Annotated in this window: 17 protein-coding genes; 10 read left to right on the top strand and 7 right to left on the bottom strand. The window is 46.6% G+C overall.

Features of this window, described 5'->3' with window-relative positions; all coding sequences use genetic code 11:
* Positions 1 to 54: 54 nt before the first annotated feature.
* Entirely contained in the window at positions 55 to 315 is a 261-nt protein-coding gene (locus tag ACWPOD_RS22535; RefSeq protein WP_104969962.1) for a BufA1 family periplasmic bufferin-type metallophore, read from the bottom strand.
* A gap of 280 nt (positions 316 to 595) precedes the next feature.
* On the opposite strand from ACWPOD_RS22535, the gene uvrD reads away from it, so the two are divergent.
* Positions 596 to 2,770 (top strand): DNA helicase II, encoded by a 2,175-nt coding sequence (gene uvrD / locus ACWPOD_RS22530; protein WP_046874565.1) that lies wholly within the window; start codon positions 596 to 598, stop codon positions 2,768 to 2,770.
* 759 nt (positions 2,771 to 3,529) lie between these two features.
* On the opposite strand, the gene ggt is transcribed toward uvrD, so the two are convergent.
* The 4 genes from ggt to rarD form a co-directional block, all read right to left on the bottom strand.
* Positions 3,530 to 5,296 carry a gamma-glutamyltransferase gene (ggt, locus tag ACWPOD_RS22525; RefSeq protein WP_395207384.1) on the bottom strand — a complete coding sequence of 589 codons (1,767 nt, stop codon included), beginning with the start codon at positions 5,294 to 5,296 and terminating at the stop codon, positions 3,530 to 3,532.
* Between the two features lie 98 nt (positions 5,297 to 5,394).
* Entirely contained in the window at positions 5,395 to 6,066 is a 672-nt protein-coding gene (locus tag ACWPOD_RS22520) for a LysE family translocator (protein WP_074190849.1), read from the bottom strand.
* Between the two features lie 101 nt (positions 6,067 to 6,167).
* Positions 6,168 to 6,965, bottom strand: a complete 798-nt coding sequence (locus ACWPOD_RS22515) for an AraC family ligand binding domain-containing protein (protein WP_456232248.1) — start codon at positions 6,963 to 6,965, stop codon at positions 6,168 to 6,170.
* A gap of 73 nt (positions 6,966 to 7,038) precedes the next feature.
* Positions 7,039 to 7,956, bottom strand: a complete 918-nt coding sequence (rarD, locus tag ACWPOD_RS22510; protein WP_456232247.1) for an EamA family transporter RarD — start codon at positions 7,954 to 7,956, stop codon at positions 7,039 to 7,041.
* Between the two features lie 172 nt (positions 7,957 to 8,128).
* Between rarD and recQ the strand changes: the two genes are divergently transcribed.
* The 3 genes from recQ (at position 8,129) to ACWPOD_RS22495 (ending at position 11,230) form a co-directional block, all read left to right on the top strand.
* A complete protein-coding gene (gene recQ / locus ACWPOD_RS22505; protein ID WP_434634252.1) occupies positions 8,129 to 9,964 on the top strand; it encodes an ATP-dependent DNA helicase RecQ in 1,836 nt (611 codons plus the stop codon).
* A 9-nt stretch (positions 9,965 to 9,973) separates the two neighbouring features.
* The gene (locus ACWPOD_RS22500; protein WP_104974685.1) at positions 9,974 to 10,279 is read left to right on the top strand and encodes a DUF3630 family protein; all 306 of its coding nucleotides are present in this window, start codon (positions 9,974 to 9,976) and stop codon (positions 10,277 to 10,279) included.
* A gap of 282 nt (positions 10,280 to 10,561) precedes the next feature.
* Positions 10,562 to 11,230: a 7-cyano-7-deazaguanine/7-aminomethyl-7-deazaguanine transporter gene (locus ACWPOD_RS22495; RefSeq protein ID WP_005397008.1), complete on the top strand. Its 669-nt coding sequence runs from the start codon at positions 10,562 to 10,564 to the stop codon at positions 11,228 to 11,230.
* 180 nt (positions 11,231 to 11,410) lie between these two features.
* Here ACWPOD_RS22495 and gppA read toward each other — a convergent pair whose 3' ends face one another.
* Positions 11,411 to 12,904, bottom strand: coding sequence for a guanosine-5'-triphosphate,3'-diphosphate diphosphatase (gene gppA, locus ACWPOD_RS22490; protein ID WP_167426131.1), 1,494 nt, complete (start codon positions 12,902 to 12,904; stop codon positions 11,411 to 11,413).
* Between the two features lie 19 nt (positions 12,905 to 12,923).
* Positions 12,924 to 14,243 carry an ATP-dependent RNA helicase RhlB gene (gene rhlB, locus ACWPOD_RS22485; protein ID WP_005397003.1) on the bottom strand — a complete coding sequence of 440 codons (1,320 nt, stop codon included), beginning with the start codon at positions 14,241 to 14,243 and terminating at the stop codon, positions 12,924 to 12,926.
* Positions 14,244 to 14,354: 111 nt separating this feature from the next.
* On the opposite strand from rhlB, the gene trxA reads away from it, so the two are divergent.
* The 6 genes from trxA (at position 14,355) to fre (ending at position 20,175) form a co-directional block, all read left to right on the top strand.
* Complete coding sequence (trxA, locus tag ACWPOD_RS22480) at positions 14,355 to 14,681, top strand: thioredoxin TrxA (protein ID WP_004745500.1); 327 nt, start codon at positions 14,355 to 14,357, stop codon at positions 14,679 to 14,681.
* Positions 14,682 to 14,877: 196 nt separating this feature from the next.
* Positions 14,878 to 16,137, top strand: coding sequence for a transcription termination factor Rho (rho, locus tag ACWPOD_RS22475; protein WP_005378757.1), 1,260 nt, complete (start codon positions 14,878 to 14,880; stop codon positions 16,135 to 16,137).
* Between the two features lie 105 nt (positions 16,138 to 16,242).
* The gene (locus ACWPOD_RS22470) at positions 16,243 to 17,235 is read left to right on the top strand and encodes a hypothetical protein (RefSeq protein WP_005398448.1); all 993 of its coding nucleotides are present in this window, start codon (positions 16,243 to 16,245) and stop codon (positions 17,233 to 17,235) included.
* A 92-nt stretch (positions 17,236 to 17,327) separates the two neighbouring features.
* A complete protein-coding gene (gene ubiD, locus ACWPOD_RS22465) occupies positions 17,328 to 19,181 on the top strand; it encodes a 4-hydroxy-3-polyprenylbenzoate decarboxylase (RefSeq protein WP_145533199.1) in 1,854 nt (617 codons plus the stop codon).
* On the top strand, positions 19,178 to 19,447 hold the full coding sequence (locus ACWPOD_RS22460; protein WP_104969956.1) for a 2Fe-2S iron-sulfur cluster-binding protein: 270 nt from the start codon (positions 19,178 to 19,180) through the stop codon (positions 19,445 to 19,447). The genes ubiD and ACWPOD_RS22460 overlap by 4 nt, the downstream gene beginning before the upstream one ends.
* Positions 19,448 to 19,461: 14 nt before the next feature.
* The gene (gene fre, locus ACWPOD_RS22455; protein ID WP_005398442.1) at positions 19,462 to 20,175 is read left to right on the top strand and encodes an NAD(P)H-flavin reductase; all 714 of its coding nucleotides are present in this window, start codon (positions 19,462 to 19,464) and stop codon (positions 20,173 to 20,175) included.
* The last annotated feature ends 351 nt before the right edge of the window (positions 20,176 to 20,526 follow it).

Here is a 20,526-nt window from a genome sequence, read left to right as displayed (position 1 = left end):
ACTGGGGGCGTTGGTTAAAGTGCAACGCGCCCCACAGAAACTTGTGATGTTGAGTTATGAGCCGCTGGTGCTACCGCCAGCCAATTTGTCACACAATCCTTTAGGAACGACAACAAAAGCATCTTTTTGGTTGTCTTCTTTAGAGGTGCCCGCGCAAGAGCTGTTTTTCGTTGCGCAGTCATTTTTACCGGCTTTCGCCACGCCATAACACTTTTCTTTTTCTGCTGCGACAGCAGGGGTTGCGGTGAGCATGGTGCCACCAAGAGCAAGAAGGCCAGTAACAGCAGCAGTAACAGCAAGATTCGATTTTTTCATCATAATTTCCTCTGAGTGATTTCCTTTTACTTTCATTCGGCAAGTCGATTCGCCGTTTGGCGTACAACCTTTATCCACTTGCTTAAATTAAAAGATAGAGATGAGGCAGAAAAACTTTCATAAAAATAACTCTCGCGAATGGTTTTGGAGTGATTACCTTCGTTAACTCTTTGAATGAAAGATTAAAAAAACAGCGAATTTTTTATCAAGTTTTGTCTAAACAGCACCCAGCTGTTTAGGTTATAATCGGTTTTTATGTATAAATAACCAGTAGCTCATCATGATGGATCCATCTCTATTACTCGACGGTCTAAACGATAAACAGCGTGAAGCCGTTGCAGCTCCTCTAGAAAACTTACTTGTCCTTGCTGGTGCAGGGAGTGGTAAGACTCGCGTTCTTGTTCACCGTATCGCTTGGCTTATGTCAGTCGAGCAAGCTTCTCCTTTCTCGATCATGTCGGTCACCTTCACCAATAAAGCGGCAGCAGAAATGCGTGGTCGTATTGAAGAGTTGATGATGGGCAGTGCATCTGGCATGTGGAATGGGACTTTCCACGGTATTTGTCACCGCATTTTGCGTGCACACTATCTTGATGCCAAGCTACCGGAAGATTTCCAAATCATAGACAGCGATGATCAGCAGCGCTTGTTAAAGCGTTTGATCAAAGCACAAAACTTGGATGAAAAGCAGTGGCCTGCACGCCAAGTTTCATGGTGGATTAATGGTAAGAAGGACGAAGGATTACGCCCATCGCATATCGACGCTTATCACGATCCAGTGACCAAAACTTATTTGCAGCTGTATACCGCTTACCAAGAAGCGTGTGATCGTGCTGGCTTAGTGGACTTTGCGGAAATTTTGCTGCGCGCGCATGAGCTACTGCGTGACAACAAGTTTGTGCGTGAACACTACCAAGCACGCTTTAAGCATATCTTGGTTGACGAATTCCAAGACACCAACAACATTCAATACGCTTGGCTACGCATGATGGCTGGCCCAGATTGTCACGTGATGATTGTTGGTGACGACGACCAGTCAATTTATGGTTGGCGCGGTGCAAAAGTCGAGAACATTGAGAAGTTCACGCTGGAGTTTCCGAGCGTGAACACCATTCGTCTCGAACAAAACTATCGTTCGACCAAGACGATTCTCGAAGCGTCCAATACCTTGATTGCGAACAACACTGAACGCATGGGTAAAGAGCTGTGGACGGATGGCAATGTGGGCGAGCCGATCTCGGTTTACAGCGCTTATAACGAGCTTGATGAAGCGCGCTTTGCGGTCAATAAAATCAAAGAGTGGCAAGAGAATGGCGGCGCATTGAATGATGCTGCGATGCTGTATCGCAACAACGCGCAATCTCGTGTTTTGGAAGAAGCATTAATTCAGGCAGGCTTACCGTATCGTATTTACGGAGGCATGCGATTCTTCGAGCGTCAAGAAATCAGAGATGCGTTGAGCTACTTGCGTTTGATGGCGAACCGCAATGATGATGCCGCGTTTGAACGTGTCGTGAATACCCCAACACGAGGTCTGGGCGATAAGACGCTAGAGACTATCCGTCGTGCAGCTCGTGATAGAGGGTGCACTATGTGGGAAGCCAGTCTGGCAATGCTCGATGAGCAAGTATTACCGGGTCGAGCAGCTGGTGCGTTAAGTCGTTTTGTCGAATTAATCACCGCGCTGGAAGACGATACACTAGAAATGCCATTGCACGAGCAAACGGACCACGTGATCAAGTACTCGGGTTTGTTTGCGATGTATGAGCAAGAGAAGGGCGAAAAGTCTAAAGCTCGCATAGAAAACTTGGAGGAGCTGGTTACCGCCACTCGCCAATTCGAAAAACCAGAAGAAGCGGAAGAAATGTCTCTGCTGACGGCATTTTTAACGCATGCGGCTCTAGAAGCGGGCGAAGGTCAGGCGGACGAATTTGAAGATGCAGTCCAACTGATGACGCTGCATAGTGCGAAAGGTTTGGAATTCCCATTGGTATTTATGGTCGGTGTGGAAGAAGGTATGTTCCCAAGCCAGATGTCCGCTGAAGAGGCAGGGCGTTTGGAAGAAGAGCGCCGTCTGTGTTATGTGGGCATGACGCGCGCGATGCAAAAGCTCTACATTACTTACGCGGAAATGCGTCGCCTATATGGCCAGGACAAATACCACAAACCATCGCGCTTTATTCGTGAATTACCAGAAACGTGTTTGGATGAAGTGCGCATGAAGGCGCAAGTGAGTCGCCCTTCAAGTAGTGGACGTTTTAGCCAAACCGCAGTAAAAGAAAACTTCAATGAGACTGGTTTTTCACTAGGTTCTCGTGTGATGCATCCGAAATTTGGTGAAGGAACGATCATCAACTTTGAGGGCAGTGGCCCACAAAGCCGAGTGCAGATTGCTTTCAACGGTGAAGGCATTAAATGGTTAGTCACCGCTTACGCGAGACTGGAGAAGCTGTAGGGCTTTGTGAAAAAATGAACATAAGAGCTGCTTCGGTGGCTCTTTCTGTTTTGGCTGTTTGGAATCAACAAAATGCTGAAAGATAGGGAGCTAAATGACGCTATTCGAAAAGGCTCTTGGTCTAAATCGCTTATCTTTAGACAAAGAAAAACCCCGAGGGCTTACGCCCGTCGGGGTTATAGTCTTACTCGCAGCAATCCAGCTACTAAAAGTGCTCCATGCATCAAATCCTTGATAGCGTGCTGCATTCCTTCAGCTTAATCCTTTCGTCGCCTTCCTAGCGGTGTCCTTGACCTTATCCTGGTCTGCTAACCATCCTCGTTAGCTCTCATCACTTGTTCCCTGAGCGGTGTCCATGACATCATCCTGATGTTCAGTCCTTTCCTCGTCCAGAGGTGTCCATTTTCCGTCCTTAGTAGCAACCGTCCTAGTTACTATTGATTCCGTTCAATGTCCAGTTTTGCAATCCATGCCCGACTATTCATCCTGAATACCCGTTTCTTCTTCCTGAAGTCCACCAAATCCGTGGTGTTTCCTGTTCCGTGTCAGCATCCTTCCGACAAGGTTCATATTACGCTCTTCACGATTCTCAACAATGGCCGAAGCCCACATTTTTCTCAATCAAAAGCGTTTGAAAAATAAACATGTTTATATTATTCAATATCTTATGTTTGTTTGTGGGCTGTTTTACCATTAAAAAAGAGAGGTTTGCTCCACTCCTTGTGAGAGATCTCGCACAAGGAGTCGAGCAAAACAGGCCTATTTGCCGATTGCTGCTCCTTCTCGACGAGGATCTGCGGCACCTTCTAGTCCATCTTTTGTGATGCGTATCGCATGCAGTCCAGAATTCAAATCACGAACATTGGTTTTAAAGCCCATCTTCTCCAGCTCTGGCTGTAAGCCTTCTGCAGCGGTACCTTGCTCAATATCTAAGGTGCCAAAACGGTCGAGTAATCGTGGTTGATTGATTGCTTGTTGGATATTCATATCCCATTGCGTGTGGGCAATGATGGTTTGCGCCACGTAACCGATGATTCGACTGCCACCCGGAGAACCTATCGCCATGTAAGGTTTGTTATCTTTCATCATAATGGTCGGGGCCATTGAAGATCGTGGACGCTTGCCTGGTTCTATGCGGTTGGCGATTGGGATTCCGTCGTTATGAGTACGGAAAGAAAAATCGGTCAGTTCATTATTGAGCAAGAAGCCACGCACCATTAAGCGTGAGCCAAACGCATTTTCAATGGTGGTCGTCATGGAAACCACATTGCCTTGCTTATCGACGATATTGAAATGGCTGGTGGAAGGGAGTTCAATGGACTCGTCCATGCTTAAGTTCATTGCGTGCGACCACGGAGGATTGCCTGCTTCAACTTTGCTTAGTGCTTTGCCGACTTGGATCAGCTCTGCTCGCTGCTGGAGGTAGCTTTTATCGAGCAAGCCTTGAGTTGGCATCGGCACGTAATCTTGGTCTGCCATGTATTTACCACGGTCAGCAAACGCTAGACGCGATGCATCGGCGAGTACTTGCCAAGATTTAATGCTGTTGGCCCCCCAGCCTTTGAGATCGTACTGTTCAGTGATCGCCAAAATCTGACCAATGGTGAGCGCGCCAGAGCTTGGTGGTCCCATGCCGCAAATGTCATAGCTTTGGTATGCTGCACAAACCGGCTCACGTTGTCTGATTTGGTAGGTATCAAAGTCGGGTTGGGCTAATACGCCGGGGTTACCCGGCGCGTTTTGTACCGTCTTGATAATGTCTCTGGCGATATCCCCGTGGTAGAAGGCTTGAGCACCTTGCTTAGCAATAGCACTCAGCGTTTGTGCGTATTCAGGGTTTTTTAATAGCGTACCTTCGGTTTTTGGCGAGCTATCCGAGTTAAAGAAATAGGCTTTTGTGACTGGAAAGCGTGATAAATGCTCGGCGTCTTTTTCTATCAAGCTTGCTAGGCGAGGACTGACTTTGAATCCTTGCTCCGCAAGCGAGATAACAGGCTGAATGATCTTTTTCCATTCCAGCTTGCCGTATTTCTGGTGGGTATCCCACAATAGTTTCACGGTGCCTGGTGTTGCGACAGAGCGTCCACCAACCACGGCATCGTAGAATTGCAATGGCTGACCGTTCTCATCTAAAAATAGCTTTGGCGTTACGGCGAGGGGGGCGGTTTCACGTCCGTCGTAAGTGGTCAGTTTTTGCTTTTCACTATCCCAATACACTAAGAACGCACCACCACCAACGCCTGATGACTGGGGTTCAACTAAGCCGAGCATCAATTGCACCGCGACCATGGCATCTATCGCATTCCCGCCTTGCTCAAGTACGTCTGCACCCGCTTGGGTCGCCAGTGGGTTTGCAGCGGTAACCATATAATCTTTAGCTTTGACCAGTTGCTTTTGCTCAATGCCAGTGCTGTGCTCTGGTGCGACCGAATCTGCAGCTTGGTTAGCGAAGGCTTGTCCAGTGAAGGTGAAATGAGAAGTAAGAAAAAGACCCGAGAGTACGAGTCGGTTAAATGTCCATTGCATGATGACTCTCCATGTTGCCAACTAAGGTTATTCAGCTTGGCAGCCACGGAGATAGTCGTCGAGTTTCCTATTAAAGAAATGTCGAGTGTGCGACGCTTTTAAATCAGAGAGTTATCGAGAAAGGAGCGGAAGGTTTGCACTAAAATACTGCTGCCAACTAGGGTAAATACCACACCACATAAACCATCTATATAAATACCGGCTTGCTGTAATCTTGTTTGCAAGCGCTGCGTTGACAGCATCCATGCAAGGCTAGAAAACCAGAGTAGCGACAAACCAAACAAAATCACCAGAGCAATTCCTTTTCCTGTCACCGACATGCCCACTGGGACAAGGCTCGACATTAAACTTACAAAAAATACTAAGGCTTTGGGGTTGAGAATATTAGTTGCGAACCCCTTGGTAAACGCCTGACGTTTATTACCGATCACAAGGTTACTGTTTTTGCTTGGCTGATCAGAAAGTGGGTTTTTGATCATCGCGATCACGCCGCGCAGTGCACCGATACCCAAATACAACAGATAGCTGCCCCCAAGCAATTGTAAGACGGAATAGAGCAGAGGATGCTGGTGAACTAAATAGCTCACCCCCGTTATGCTGAATAAAGAATGCAGCAAAATACCGACTGATAAGCCAAGCGCAATGTATAAGCCAGTTTGACGGCCATGACGGGTGGCATTTTGTACCACAAGCGCAAAATCCGGACCTGGGCTCATTAAGGCAATGAAGTGGATACTGGCAAGCGTTAAAAGGATAGTCGATTCATTCATAACACATCTCAAAACATAGTGGATATGAGCTATTGTCGTGATTCTTATTCGGTAGTGCTTGTAAAAAACTAGCAGTACTGAATACCACCGCGTATGAGATATTAGCGTGCCACTTGTGAAGGCGAGACGCCATAGGTTTGTTTAAACGCTTTACTAAAGTGGGCCTGATCATAAAAACCCACTTGATAGGCGACGTCCGTACCACACCATCCTGCTTGGAGTAGTTTCATTCCTTGCTCTAATCGCAAGCGAGCAAACCAAGCGTAGGGAGTCATACCCGTTTGCGCTTTGAAATGGCGTTGAAATTGCGTGGGGCTCAGTTGGCAGAGCTCTGATAGTGCATCTAAACGAACCGTTTGGTCGAGATTCGCCATTAAGTAATCTTTTAAGGTATGCAAAGACTGTTTCCCAAGAGGGACCACTTTTTGCCTCGCGAGTGATCCGTAGCGATCAAAAAGTTGATTAAATCCTTCAAAAGGAAGGCAATCTTTGGTGAGTTGGCTGAGGTTATCGCGGCGAAGAAGAGCATGCAAGTTACTAAGTTGTGAAAATATCTGTGGATCTGAGATGATCAATTCATTAAAGCGGATTATTTGACCATTTTGACTAAGATCGGCAAGAGCGCTGAGTAGGCGCGGCTCGATCGCAAATACATTCACTTCATAGCCACTTTCGAGCTTAGAGTGCCCATCGTGCAGTTCATCTGGCGGCATAATTACGATTTGCCCATGACCCACTTGATGGCTACAGCCTTGATATTGGAACTTTTGCGTGCCATGCGTGATCAGACCGAGGTGAAAGTCCAGATGATAGTGCCTTTGGAAGGCAAACTTCTGGTATTTCGCCTCGATCAGGCTCAGCTGATCATGGTCGGTTGCGTAGTATTGAATCTGTTCCATTACATACAAAAAAGCTTGGTCACATTATGACCAAGCTTATCTGGCAATTTCTAACTTGTCTTGTAAAAAACGATCACTGTGGCTGAACGATTCGGCGTGAGCGACGGTTGTTGCGCAGTCCATCAAAGCTAAATACGACTAGCGCTCCCCAAATAAAGGCAAAGGTAATCGCTTTATCCATGGTAAAGGGTTCGCCATACATCAGTACTGCCAGTAAGAACATCAAGCTTGGGCCTATGTACTGGAAAAAGCCCAACGTTGATAATTTGAGTCTTGTTGCCGCACCCGTAAAACAAAGTAGGGGCAGTGTGGTAATCACACCTGCTGCAATCAACAAGCTATTTAATGCTAACGGGTTAGTGAGCATATTCGACGTTGGGGTTTCTGCAATAAACAGCAGATACACGGCGGCGACAGGCAGAAGGAGTAATGTTTCGATAAACAATCCTGTTTTTGCATCGACACTGACTTTCTTCCTTAAGAGGCCATAGAAGCCGAAACTCATTGCTAACGCCATCGCAACAACGGGCACGGAGCCGAATACAATCAATTGGACCAGTACGCCACAGCCCGCTAATACGACAGCAAACCATTGCAACTTACGAAGTCGCTCTCCCAAAAAGACCATGCCGAGCAAGACATTGATTAATGGGTTGATGTAATAGCCTAAGCTCGCGTCAAGCATATGATTGGAATTGACCGCCCAGATGAAAATCAGCCAGTTTCCGCCAATTAATACAGAACTTGCGATCAGGTAAACGATCTTCGTTTTGTCTTTCGCGATGTAGTAAACCGAGCGCCAGTGACGGCCAAAGTGAAGGAGTGCGGCAAGCAAAAAGAAAGACCAAATCACCCGGTGGCTCAGAATCTCCAAAGGGGATACTTGTGCGATGGATTTAAAATACATCGGTGCAATGCCCCACATGGTATAGGCACCAATCGCCAGCAAGATACCTTGCCGAGCGCGTTGTTGTTCGTCTTCTGGTGTCATGAGGTGTCACCTAATTGTGTTTATAGAGCAGAAAATCAGTATACGAGTCGTGATGCGAAACACCTAGCAATTTGCGGTTTTATTCACCACGAAACCCCATTACAATGTGCCCTCACTTTGTGTGCCTGGGCATGCAAAAGCATTTCTACGATCACTCAATCTGAGATTATTCATGACCTCAACCTTGCTAGCCGAACAATCAGATACGCCTGTAACGCCTCAACGTGTGTTGGAGGAAGTATTCGGTTACCAGACGTTTCGTGATGGTCAGCAAGAAGTTATTGAAGCCGCTATCGAAGGCAAAGACAGCTTGGTCATCATGCCGACTGGTGGCGGTAAATCTCTCTGTTACCAAATTCCGGCGTTAGTGCGCTCAGGGATTACCTTGGTGATTTCACCGCTGATTTCATTGATGAAAGACCAAGTTGATCAACTGAAAGCCAATGGCGTAGCTGCGGAGTGTGTGAACTCGACCATGAATCGAGAAGAGCTACTGAGTGTGTATAATCGCATGCACTCTGGTCAGCTTAAGCTAGTGTATGTTTCGCCAGAGCGCGTGTTAATGCGTGACTTTATTGAGCGTTTAGAAAACTTACCCTTATCTATGATCGCCGTGGATGAAGCACATTGTATCTCTCAGTGGGGACATGATTTTCGCCCAGAATACGCGGCTTTAGGTCAGTTAAAGCAACACTTTTCACATGTACCTTTTATGGCACTCACTGCCACCGCCGATGATGCGACGCGTCGTGATATTCTAGAACGCTTACGCTTATATGAGCCTCAGGTGTATCTAGGAAGCTTTGATCGTCCCAACATTCGTTACACCTTGGTGGAAAAGCACAAACCGGTTTCTCAAATCATTCGCTATCTTGCCACCCAGAAGGGAAGCTGCGGCATTATTTATTGTGGCAGTCGTAAGAAAGTTGAAATGGTGACCGAGAAGCTATGCAACAACCATATCCGCGCTGCTGGTTATCATGCAGGGATGGATACGGAAGAGCGAGCTTACGTTCAGGAAGCTTTTCAACGTGATGACATTCAAATCGTCGTTGCGACGGTTGCATTCGGCATGGGTATCAATAAGCCAAACGTGCGCTTTGTTGTGCATTTTGATATTCCACGTAACATCGAGTCCTATTATCAGGAAACTGGTCGAGCAGGGCGAGATGGCCTGCCTGCCGAGGCGATGATGTTGTATGACCCAGCCGACATCAGTTGGTTGCGTCGTATGTTGGATGAAAAAGATGATGGACCGCAGAAGCAGGTAGAAAGCCACAAACTCAATGCGATGAGTGCTTTTGCGGAAGCGCAAACCTGTCGTCGTCAGGTACTGCTCAACTATTTTGGAGAGTATCGCGAAAAGCCGTGTGGTAACTGCGATATCTGCCTGGACCCACCAAAACACTTTGATGCGACCGAAGAAGCGCGCAAAGCGTTGTCGTGTGTTTACCGCGTTAACCAAAGTTTTGGTATGACGTATGTGGTTGAGGTGCTGCGTGGGATGCAAAACATTCGTGTGCGCGAACATGGCCACGATAAAATTTCGACTTACGGCATTGGTCGTGATCACAGCCATGATTACTGGGTGAGTATCTTCCGCCAGTTAATTCATAAAGGGCTGCTATTTCAAAACATCACTCGTAACTCGACGTTGCAATTAACCGAAGAAGCACGTCCATTACTACGTGGTGATGTGTCTTTAGAACTTGCAGTTCCACGTTTAGATACCGCTGCACGTGCCGCGAAGTCGGATAAACTGACCAGCAAAAACTACGATAAGAAGTTGTTTGCCAAACTACGTAAGCTACGTAAGTCGATCGCCGATGAAGACGGTTTGCCACCATACGTGGTATTCAGTGATGCGACCTTGATTGATATGGCAGAAATGCTGCCAACGTCATACGGCGAAATGTTAGCGGTTAGTGGCGTTGGTCAACGTAAACTAGAAAAATACGCCGATCCATTCTTGGATCTGATCCAAGAACACATTACTCACCACGGATAAGGAATCCATATGCACAAGGAATTTGGTCTCGCTGATTACATTGTTGAAGAAGGGCGTCTTATTATTATCGCTCCAAGCTTCGACCTCGATACTTTTCCGGCACTGGGTGAGCGTTTGGTGGGATTATTATCTGCGTCTGTGGTAGAAAAACAGTGGGATGCGGATATTCACTCTTGGTTGATCGATTTTGAAGGCTGCCGCTTATTTATGAAAGCGGAGCACTACAGCGAAGCGATTTGGTTTGAAGCGCTAACAATAGAAGAGAGTAGGGAAGAGCTCGACTATTTAGCCGGATTGTTCCAACGCGGCTTCTAAATTCAAGTTATCTATTCTTTAAAGGGTGTTTCACATGAAACACCCTTTCTTATTTTTGCATCAAAGCCCTTGGTTTTGACGTGATGTTCGCGATGAAACGTTTGCGTATAAAACACCGCTTGTGAGTAAAATTGGTTAATGTATAATCGCCCACCGCTTTACTCTGAATGAGTTAAGTTAGTTTAATCGTCATTTTTTACATTGTTGGTAAGAGTGCTTTTCTCTGTAGAAAACGCTCGATTTGGGTTCCCTCGCCCCCAAACCAAACTAAAAAGGTATCGCATGAGTAACTTTACCCCTGCGCAGCAGCGCAACGCCCTTATCTATCTGGTTTTATTCCACCTAGTCATTATTGCATCCAGCAATTACCTAGTTCAGCTACCGTTTACTATCTTTGGCTTACATACCACCTGGGGTGCATTCACCTTCCCATTTATTTTCCTTGCGACGGATTTAACCGTACGTATTTTCGGTGCTCAGTTGGCGCGTAAGATCATTTTCTTAGTAATGTTGCCTGCTTTGGCTGTCTCTTACTTCTTATCGGTGGTGTTCTTCGAGGGGCAGTTCCAAGGTTTTGGTCACTTAGGGGAATTTAACTTATTCGTTGCTCGTATCGCGATTGCTAGCTTCATGGCGTATCTACTTGGTCAGATTATGGATGTGCACGTGTTCAACCGCCTACGCCAAATGAAACAGTGGTGGGTGGCCCCAACGTGTTCAACGCTTTTTGGTAATGCACTGGATACCATCGCCTTCTTCGCGATTGCGTTCTACCAAAGTCCAGATCCATTTATGGCGGAGCATTGGACGGAAATCGCGCTGGTGGACTACGGCTTTAAGTTAGTGATTAGTCTTGGCCTGTTTGTGCCTATGTACGGCGTACTACTGAATTACTTAATTAAGAAGCTAACGGCAGTGAACCCTAACTTTAAAGTTACGACGACGGCATAGTTTTCATCAGTTAATAGCAACAAAGCCGCTTTTGATAGCGGCTTTGTTGTTTCTAAAGCAAATGTACAGCGAAATGAGTATTTAGATCATCGGTGTCTCAAAACTCTATGAGTTGTACATAGGATAATAACGGGTATTAAAAAGGCTCCAGAAGGAGCCTTTGTCATGGGATAACAACCATTAATCAGAGGTAATCGTTAATGGCCAACCGATATCAGTTTGACGGTTGGATTCGATTTCTAGCTCAGCGGCGGTCAACGGGTTGGCCGCTAGCCACTGTGCATCAATGTTTAATGTTAGGTTGTCACCTTCAGCCGTTAATACGACGTTTGGCTCTAAGTTTTGGTTGCGACGGTGAGTCAACAACACCGCTAAGCGCAACAACCGCAGTACGCGCTTGGCACTTGAGCCTGATAACGCATGTTGCTCAGGCAGTGAGGTGAGTTGTTCTCGATAACGACGGGCAATCTCACCAAGAAAGAACTTCTGCGCGCGAGTGTAGCCAGGTAAATCCAGATTCTGGAGTAAGTAAGCACTGTGCTCACCGCCTTTTTTGAAATCGATCGTTAAGCCGATTTCATGCAGCTTTGCGGCGGTTTCAAGCAATATCTTGCCTTGAGGTTCCGTAATCCACTCATCGCCGCCGGCTTGCTCCAACAGTTTGCTTGCCAGTGTCGCAACTTGTTCACCGTATTGGTGATCGAGCTGATAACGATTTTGTACGCTGGCAATTGTGCGAGCACGGATGTCTTCTTGACGTAGCTCTTCAACCATCTCGTAGACTAAGCCTTCACGTAGTGCGCCGCCAGCGAGTGTCATCGCGTCGATTTCCAGTAATTCAAAAACGGCAATCAAAATAGATAGGCCGCTAGGGAACACTAACGCACGTTCAAGCGTTAAGCCTTCAATGTCGAGCTCTTCTAAATGATCGGCTAACATGGCTTGCTTCTGCAGGCGTTTCAATTTGGAGTGAGTGATTACTTCGTCCATACCTTGCGCTAGCATTATCTCTTGCAATGCCTGAACGGTGCCTGATGCGCCAACGCACACATCCCAACCGATTTCTGTATAGCGCTCTAGAATTGGCTGGATTGTCTGCTTCGCGCCTTCAATTGCTGCGTCAAAGTTACGCGCATTCAACTGGCGATCTTTAAAGAAGTTTTCCAGCCAAGTCACACAACCCATTTTTAAACTAGTCAGTGCTTTGGCTTCGAAACCTTCACCGATGATGAGTTCTGTACTTGCGCCACCGATATCGACAACAAGGCGGCGACCGCTGCCTCCAGAAGTGTGTGCGACACCTTTATAGATAGTGGCCGCTTCTTCTTCACCGGAGATAACGTCGATTGGTTGACCAAGAATCTGGTTCGCTTTCTCCAGAAACACATCTACATTCGTGGCGGTACGTAAAGTGGCTGTGCCTACAATACGAATGTTTTGTTTAGGAATGTCCTGCAAGCGTTCCGCAAATAGACTTAAGCAGTCCCATCCTCGCTGCATAGCTTCCATACTAAGAGAATTATGTTCATCTAGGCCCGCGGCTAGACGAACCTTGCGCTTAATTTTAGCCATTGTTTGAACGCTGCCATCGATATGACGCACAACGAGCATGTGAAAACTGTTCGACCCGAGGTCGATGGCGGCGTATAGCGGCGATGATCCTGCTTGACTCATAAACGAACTCAGTTTCCTTTTACGATTGTTTTGGTGCCGACTGACGTGGTTGGCGTGGACGACGTCCTTGCGGCTTGCGGTTACCTGAACCTGAACGAGTTCCGCCAGTATTCGTACGACGCTGTTGGTTGCGTGGCGCACGCATACGAATTGGCGCTGGCAGATCTTGGATCAGCGCTGACGAATCGTATTCTGAAACTGGGATAGTGTGCTCAATGTATTCTTCGATTGCAGGCAGGTTAATTGCGTACTCTTCACAAGCAAAACTGATCGAGTGGCCGCTTGCACCAGCACGACCGGTACGGCCAATACGGTGAACGTAATCTTCACAGTCGTCAGGAAGGTCGTAGTTGAAAACGTGCGTCACTTGAGGAATATGCAGACCACGGGCAGCAACGTCAGTTGCAACAAGAATGTCGACATCGCCTTTGGTGAATTGCTCAAGAATCTTTTCACGTTTCTTCTGCGGTACATCACCAGTAAGAAGACCGACACGGTGTCCATCGGCGGCCAAGTGACCCCAAACCGATTCACACTTGTGTTTCGTGTTCGCAAAAATGATGGCGCGATCTGGCCATTCTTCTTCAATCAAAGTTTGAAGGAGGGCCATTTTATCTTCGTTAGAAGGGTAGAAAAGTTCTTCCTGAATGCGGTGACCAGTTTTCTGTTCCGGCTCTACCACAACATGCTCAGGGGTGTTCATGTGCTCAAATGCCAGTTCTTGAACGCGGTAAGAAAGCGTCGCTGAGAACAGCATGTTCAAACGCTCTTTTGGCTCAGGCATACGACGGAACAAGAAGCGAATGTCTTTAATAAAGCCAAGATCGAACATGCGGTCGGCTTCATCCAGAACAACGGCTTGAATGTTGTTAAGGTTGAATACGCGCTGTTTGTAGAAATCGATGATACGACCTGTCGTACCAATCAGAATATCGACACCATCTTGCAGCTTATTCAATTGCTTATCGTAGCTTTCACCACCGTAAGCCAAAGCGGTTTTTAGACCAGTGCTCTCAGTTAATGCTTCTGCATCATTGTAAATCTGAATAGCAAGCTCACGTGTTGGCGCCATAATGATTGCGCGTGGCTGCGTAGGTTTACGACCTTCATGCTCTGGTGTCGTCAGAAGGTGGTTGAATGTAGCAGTAAGAAACGCGAGCGTTTTACCAGTACCCGTTTGGGCCTGGCCTGCGATGTCTTGGCCGGTGAGCAGGACCGGCAACGCCAAGGCTTGGATAGGGGTACAAAATTCGAACCCTTTTTTGTCCAATCCTTCAATAACTTGGGGCTTTAAGCCCAAATCGGCGAACTTTTGCTCTGTGATATGCGTCTTTTTCATGGCTATAGAATATCAGCTAAAGCTTGCAATACGAAAGTAAATACATTCCAATAGGGCATCTAATTACTGGTTATCATCCAACCAGTTTCGAAAAACACATTGGAGTGGAAGATGAGTGATAAGATTTTGCAGCTAACTGATGACGGTTTTGAAAACGATGTAATCAACGCTGCAGGCCCGGTTCTAGTGGATTTCTGGGCAGAATGGTGTGGTCCTTGTAAAATGATCGCTCCTATTCTGGACGAAATCGCAGACGAGTACGAAGGCAAACTCACTATCGGTAAACTAAACATCGACCATAACGCAGGTACACCACCTAAGTTTGGTATTCGCGGCATTCCAACGCTACTGCTATTCAAAGACGGCAACGTAGCGGCAACGAAAGTTGGTGCTCTGTCTAAAACTCAACTAAAAGAGTTTTTGGACGCAAACTTATAATCACCAAGTGATTACAGATAAAACCGTGCAAAGTAACAACGCACGGTTTTGTTTTTCTAACTCTGGACTAGAATACTAATTAGTGCTAACTTATCGCGCGTTAATTGAACAAATTTCTCTTCTTGGTCGATCCTGAGACCAAATCCATCTTAACTAGAAAACAGATCTTATTTTGACTAAACAAGAATCCACCACCATGAACCTTACCGAACTGAAGAACAGACCTGTGTCTGACCTTGTAAAACTGGGCGAAAGCTTAGGATTAGAGAACCTAGCTCGCTTAAGAAAACAAGACATCATCTTCGCGATTTTAAAAGCGCACGCTAAAGGCGGCGAAGACATCTTTGGCGATGGGGTTCTGGAAATTCTGCAAGACGGCTTTGGTTTCCTACGCAGTGCAGATAGTTCATACCTTGCGGGTCCGGACGATATCTACGTATCACCAAGTCAGATTCGTCGCTTTAACCTACGTACTGGTGACTCTATCGCTGGTAAAATTCGTCCACCAAAAGACGGTGAACGCTACTTTGCCCTTCTAAAAGTCAATACCGTTAACGACGACAAACCAGACAACGCTCGTAACAAGATCCTATTTGAAAACCTTACCCCTCTACATGCAAATGAACGCATGGTAATGGAGCGTGGTAACGGTTCTACAGAAGACATCACAGCACGTGTTTTAGATTTGGCATCGCCTATCGGTAAAGGTCAACGTGGTCTGATTGTTGCTCCGCCAAAAGCGGGTAAGACAATGCTTCTGCAAAATATTGCTCAAAGCATCGCATACAACCACCCAGAGTGTGAGTTGATGGTACTTCTTATCGACGAACGTCCAGAAGAAGTAACAGAGATGCAGCGTCTAGTTAAAGGTGAAGTAGTCGCGTCGACTTTCGATGAGCCAGCATCTCGTCACGTACAAGTAGCGGAAATGGTAATCGAGAAAGCGAAACGTCTTGTTGAACACAAGAAAGACGTGGTTATCCTGCTTGACTCTATCACTCGTCTCGCTCGTGCTTACAACACCGTAGTACCTTCATCAGGTAAAGTACTGACAGGTGGTGTGGATGCAAACGCACTACACCGTCCTAAGCGTTTCTTTGGTGCAGCACGTAATGTTGAAGAGGGCGGTAGCCTAACGATCATCGCAACGGCACTAGTAGATACTGGTTCTAAGATGGATGAAGTTATCTACGAAGAGTTCAAGGGTACAGGTAACATGGAACTGCACTTGAACCGTAAGATTGCTGAGAAGCGTGTATTCCCTGCGATTGACTTCAACCGTTCAGGTACACGTCGTGAAGAGCTACTGACGAAGACTGATGAACTACAGAAAATGTGGATTCTACGTAAGATCGTTCACCCAATGGGCGAAATCGACGCGATGGAATTCCTCATTGATAAGCTAGCGATGACGAAGACCAACGATGAGTTCTTCGATGCGATGCGTCGTCAGTAATAGCTGAGTCCTTATTCTAAAAAAGCCACCGTTAACGGTGGCTTTTTTGTTGCTTTCTCCCGATGGAAGCATCAGAATGAGGAGAAATGTTATCGGGAGGTTAACATGCAACAAGGAATGTTGTCGTCATTACTCCTGAGCTTGTCACTTATCACACTACCCGCGACGTTATCTGCCAAGGAAATGCAGGAGTCTGTAGTAGAACAGTGGCTTCAGGATACTCAAATACAGGCTAAAGTCTCTGAACTGCTTGATTACGTTGTCAGGGATGAGGTCGACTCGCTTAAATTTGCCCTTGATCGACTAGCTTTACCTCAACAAGAGGTCGTGCGTTTTCGGTTATTGGAAAAGCTTGAGAAGCAAGATGTGATTCTCACGCCTAGAATGGCTCTGTTTGTTGAGTCTCAGATCCGTATGACTCCTACTTATCAGGTTCTAGAGCGAGGGGACGGGTATGAGTTTAGTGTGCCTGCCTTTAACTTTCCTGCCATTGCGAGCCGCTTGATTAAGCGTTGGAAGCAAGACCAAAGTACCTTGGACTTTGTACTACAAGCTGAGCGGAAAGAGCTCGACTTAAAGCAATGGCTTACAGGGCAATCTCAACAAGCTCAAGCGCGTGAAGCACTTTTGATTCGAGAGTTGGACAGCTTATCACCGCATGCGCTTGCCGCATTAACCACTCAGTTAACCAAAGCGAATGTGACCAGTTGGCTACCATCGACAGCCGTGATCGTGAGATTAGCGCAAGTAAGTCAAGATGAGGAAGTGTACAACTTACTCTGGCGGATGAGAGCGGATTACAACAGCCAGTCCGAACTCGAGCGTTTAGCTACGGTTGGGGACGTTTTTTCAATTCAGCAATTGATGAACTCCACCGTCAATCCGTCACTCAAACCAGAAGCCATTAGTCTACTCACAAAATCCAACCCTTTATCTCCGCAAGTGAAACAGTTTCTAGTGAGCAAAATGGCACTATCGGAAGAAGCTACCATGGTCGCTCGAGAGCTGGCGCAGCAAGGGCATCAAACCTGGTTGGAAGAGTTAGTCTCTAACAACCATCAAGTGAAGACCCGGCAGATAGAGCAAGTATTAAAGTAATCTGGCTCACATACCCACACAAAATAGGAGGATCTTAGCGTCCTCCTATTTGTTATACTGCGGACAGTTTAATCAGCCAGTCATGAAGGCCTATGAGTTTTAAGGATTTACGCGAATTTATCGACCACCTAGAACAGAAAGGTCGACTTAAACGCATTGCTCACCCCGTCGACCCCGCTTACGAAATGACAGAAATCAGTGACCGCACCTTGCGTGCTGGTGGACCTGCGCTATTGTTTGAGAACCCAATTGGCTACGACGTACCTGTTTTGACCAACCTATTTGGTACACCAGAGCGTGTCGCGATTGGTATGGGACGTGAAGATGTTAAAGAATTAAGAGAAGTCGGTAAGCTGCTGGCTTATTTGAAAGAACCTGAGCCACCAAAAGGCTTCAAAGACGCATTGGAAAAATTGCCAGTGTTCAAGCAAGTATTGAACATGCCAGCCAAGCGCTTAAGAAAAGCATCGTGCCAAGAGATTGTGTGGCAAGGTGATGAAGTCGACTTGGACAAAATCCCGGTAATGAGTTGCTGGGCGGAAGACGTTGCACCACTGCTTACGTGGGGCTTAACCGTGACCAAAGGTCCAAACAAGAAACGTCAGAACCTAGGTATTTACCGCCAACAGAAAATCGCCAAGAACAAAATCATAATGCGTTGGTTAGCTCATCGTGGTGGTGCGCTTGACCTACGTGATTGGATGGAAACCAATCCAGGTAAACCTTTCCCAGTTTCGGTTGCGTTTGGTGCAGACCCCGCAACCATTCTTGGCGCAGTAACGCCAGTGCCAGATACGTTATCGGAATACGCATTTGCAGGTTTACTACGTGGCAGCAAAACTGAAGTCGTGAAGTCAGTTAGTAATGATTTGGAAGTGCCAGCGAGCGCTGAAATCGTGATGGAAGGCTATATCGACCCGAACGAGTTTGCTGATGAAGGTCCTTATGGCGATCACACTGGCTACTACAACGAAAAAGAAAAGCACCACGTGTTTACCATTACGCACATTACCATGCGTAAAGACCCAATCTACCACAGTACCTACACAGGCCGTCCGCCAGATGAGCCAGCTGTATTGGGTGTGGCATTAAACGAAGTCTTTGTGCCGATTCTGCAAAAGCAGTTCCCAGAAATTGAAGACTTCTATCTACCGCCTGAAGGTTGTTCGTACCGAATGGCAGTCGTCACCATGAAGAAGCAGTACCCAGGACATGCCAAGCGCGTAATGATGGGTGTGTGGTCTTTCTTACGTCAATTCATGTACACCAAGTTTGTTATTGTGTGCGATGAATCGGTAAACGCGCGAGATTGGAATGATGTCGTTAAAGCCATGTCAGAGCATATGGACCCTGTACGTGATACCTTGATGATAGATAACACGCCAATCGACTCGCTCGACTTTGCTTCACCAGTGGTTGGGCTTGGCTCCAAAATGGGCTTGGATGCGACCATTAAATGGGATGCTGAGCTGGCGACGCGAACCGAGGTCACTGAGCGAGACAGCAAAGCGATTACCGAAGCAGAACTGAATGAGTTGAAACAGCAACGCCCTGAGATTGTTGACGTCTATCTTCCAGTTACAGCAAACAACCAATTTGCTGTCGTAACTATGAAGAAAGACCAAGCTGGTCAATCCCAAGAATTGATGGAATATCTATGGGGCTTCTTTGCTCAGTACACGGATAACAAATTCATCATTTTGTGCGACGATGACGTTAATGCACGAGATTGGAATGACATCATTTGGGCGGTGACAACTCGAATGGACCCAGATAGAGACACGATTCAAGTGCTTGGTAAGACTGAGAGTTCATCCAAATTAGGACTGGATGCGACCAACAAGTTCGAATCTGAAGTCACGCGCGAGTGGGGTACGCCTATCAAAAAAGATCCTAAACTTGTGGCTAAAGTCGATGAGATTTGGGACCAGTTAGGTATTCTATGAGTCATCAAGTCCACCTTCTACCAATGGACGTTACATTCCAAGTAAAAGAAGGGGAGACGGTGTTGGAAGCTGCGCTCAACAACAATATTCGCTTCCCACACCGTTGCCAAGTTGGCGCTTGCGCCATGTGCATGTGTAAAAAGCTAACGGGCGAGGTGAATTACCACCTCGAACCGATGCTAACCGAAAAAGAGCAACAGCAAGGTTGGATATTCCCTTGCCAAGCCTATACAGAAAGTAATTTAGTGCTTACTTTTGATGAGTAAGCGAGAGGAACACCATGACCATCCAATGTAAAGTAAAGTCTATTCAGCCGTTAGCTTGTAATACTTACCAAATCCTTCTTCACCCAGAATCACCAGTGCCTTTTAAAGCGGGTCAGTACCTAATGGTAGTGATGGGTGAAAAAGACAAACGTCCTTTCTCTATCGCGAGCAGCCCTTGCCGTCATGAAGGTGAACTTGAACTGCATATCGGTGCGGCGGAACACAACGCTTACGCTCAAGAAGTTGTCGAAGCAATGCAAGCGGCGCTTGAAACTGATGGTCAGATTGAAATTGATGCCCCGCATGGTGATGCTTGGGTTCAAGAAGAAAGTGAACGTCCACTATTATTAATTGCTGGTGGTACAGGTTTTAGTTACGTGCGCTCGATTCTGGATCACTGCGTCGCGCAGAATAAAACCAACCCTATCTATCTATATTGGGGTGCGCGCGATAACTGCCAACTTTATGCAAAAGAAGAACTGGTCGAGATCGCCGATAAGTTTACTAACGTTCACTTTGTTCCAGTTGTAGAAGAAGCACCTGCTGATTGGCAAGGTAAGGTTGGTAACGTGCTACAAGCGGTGAGTGAAGATTTCGAAAGTTTAGAAAACTACGATATCTATATTGCAGGTCGATTCGAAATGGCTGGCGCAGCACGTGAACAGTTCACTCAGAACAAGAAAGCGAAGAGCGAACGTATGTTCGCAGACGCGTACGCATTCATTTAAATACGGCTTATGAGGCAGAAAAAGAGGGTTTTTTACCCTCTTTTTTGCTTTTTTGATGAAATAGTCATCGAACAGTCAGTTTTTTCCATTTTTTTCCAAAAAAGGGTTGCGAACGGATCTGAGTTCACTATAATGCGCATCCACCGACACGGCAGACGCGATAAGGCTTCAGCAGAGTCGGAGAGGTAAAAAGCTTCTACGAAAATAAAATTGAAAAAGTGTTTGACACTGTCAATTAAATCGCTAGAATGCACCTCCGCTTTGAGAGAAAAGCTTCTCGCAAAGCAAGCTCTTTAACAATATAGACCTATCAATCTGTGTGGGCACTCGTTGATGATAATCCAATTAGAT

Source organism: Vibrio sp. JZG120, assembly GCF_053890955.1.
This window is presented reverse-complemented; position numbering and strand designations above follow the sequence as displayed.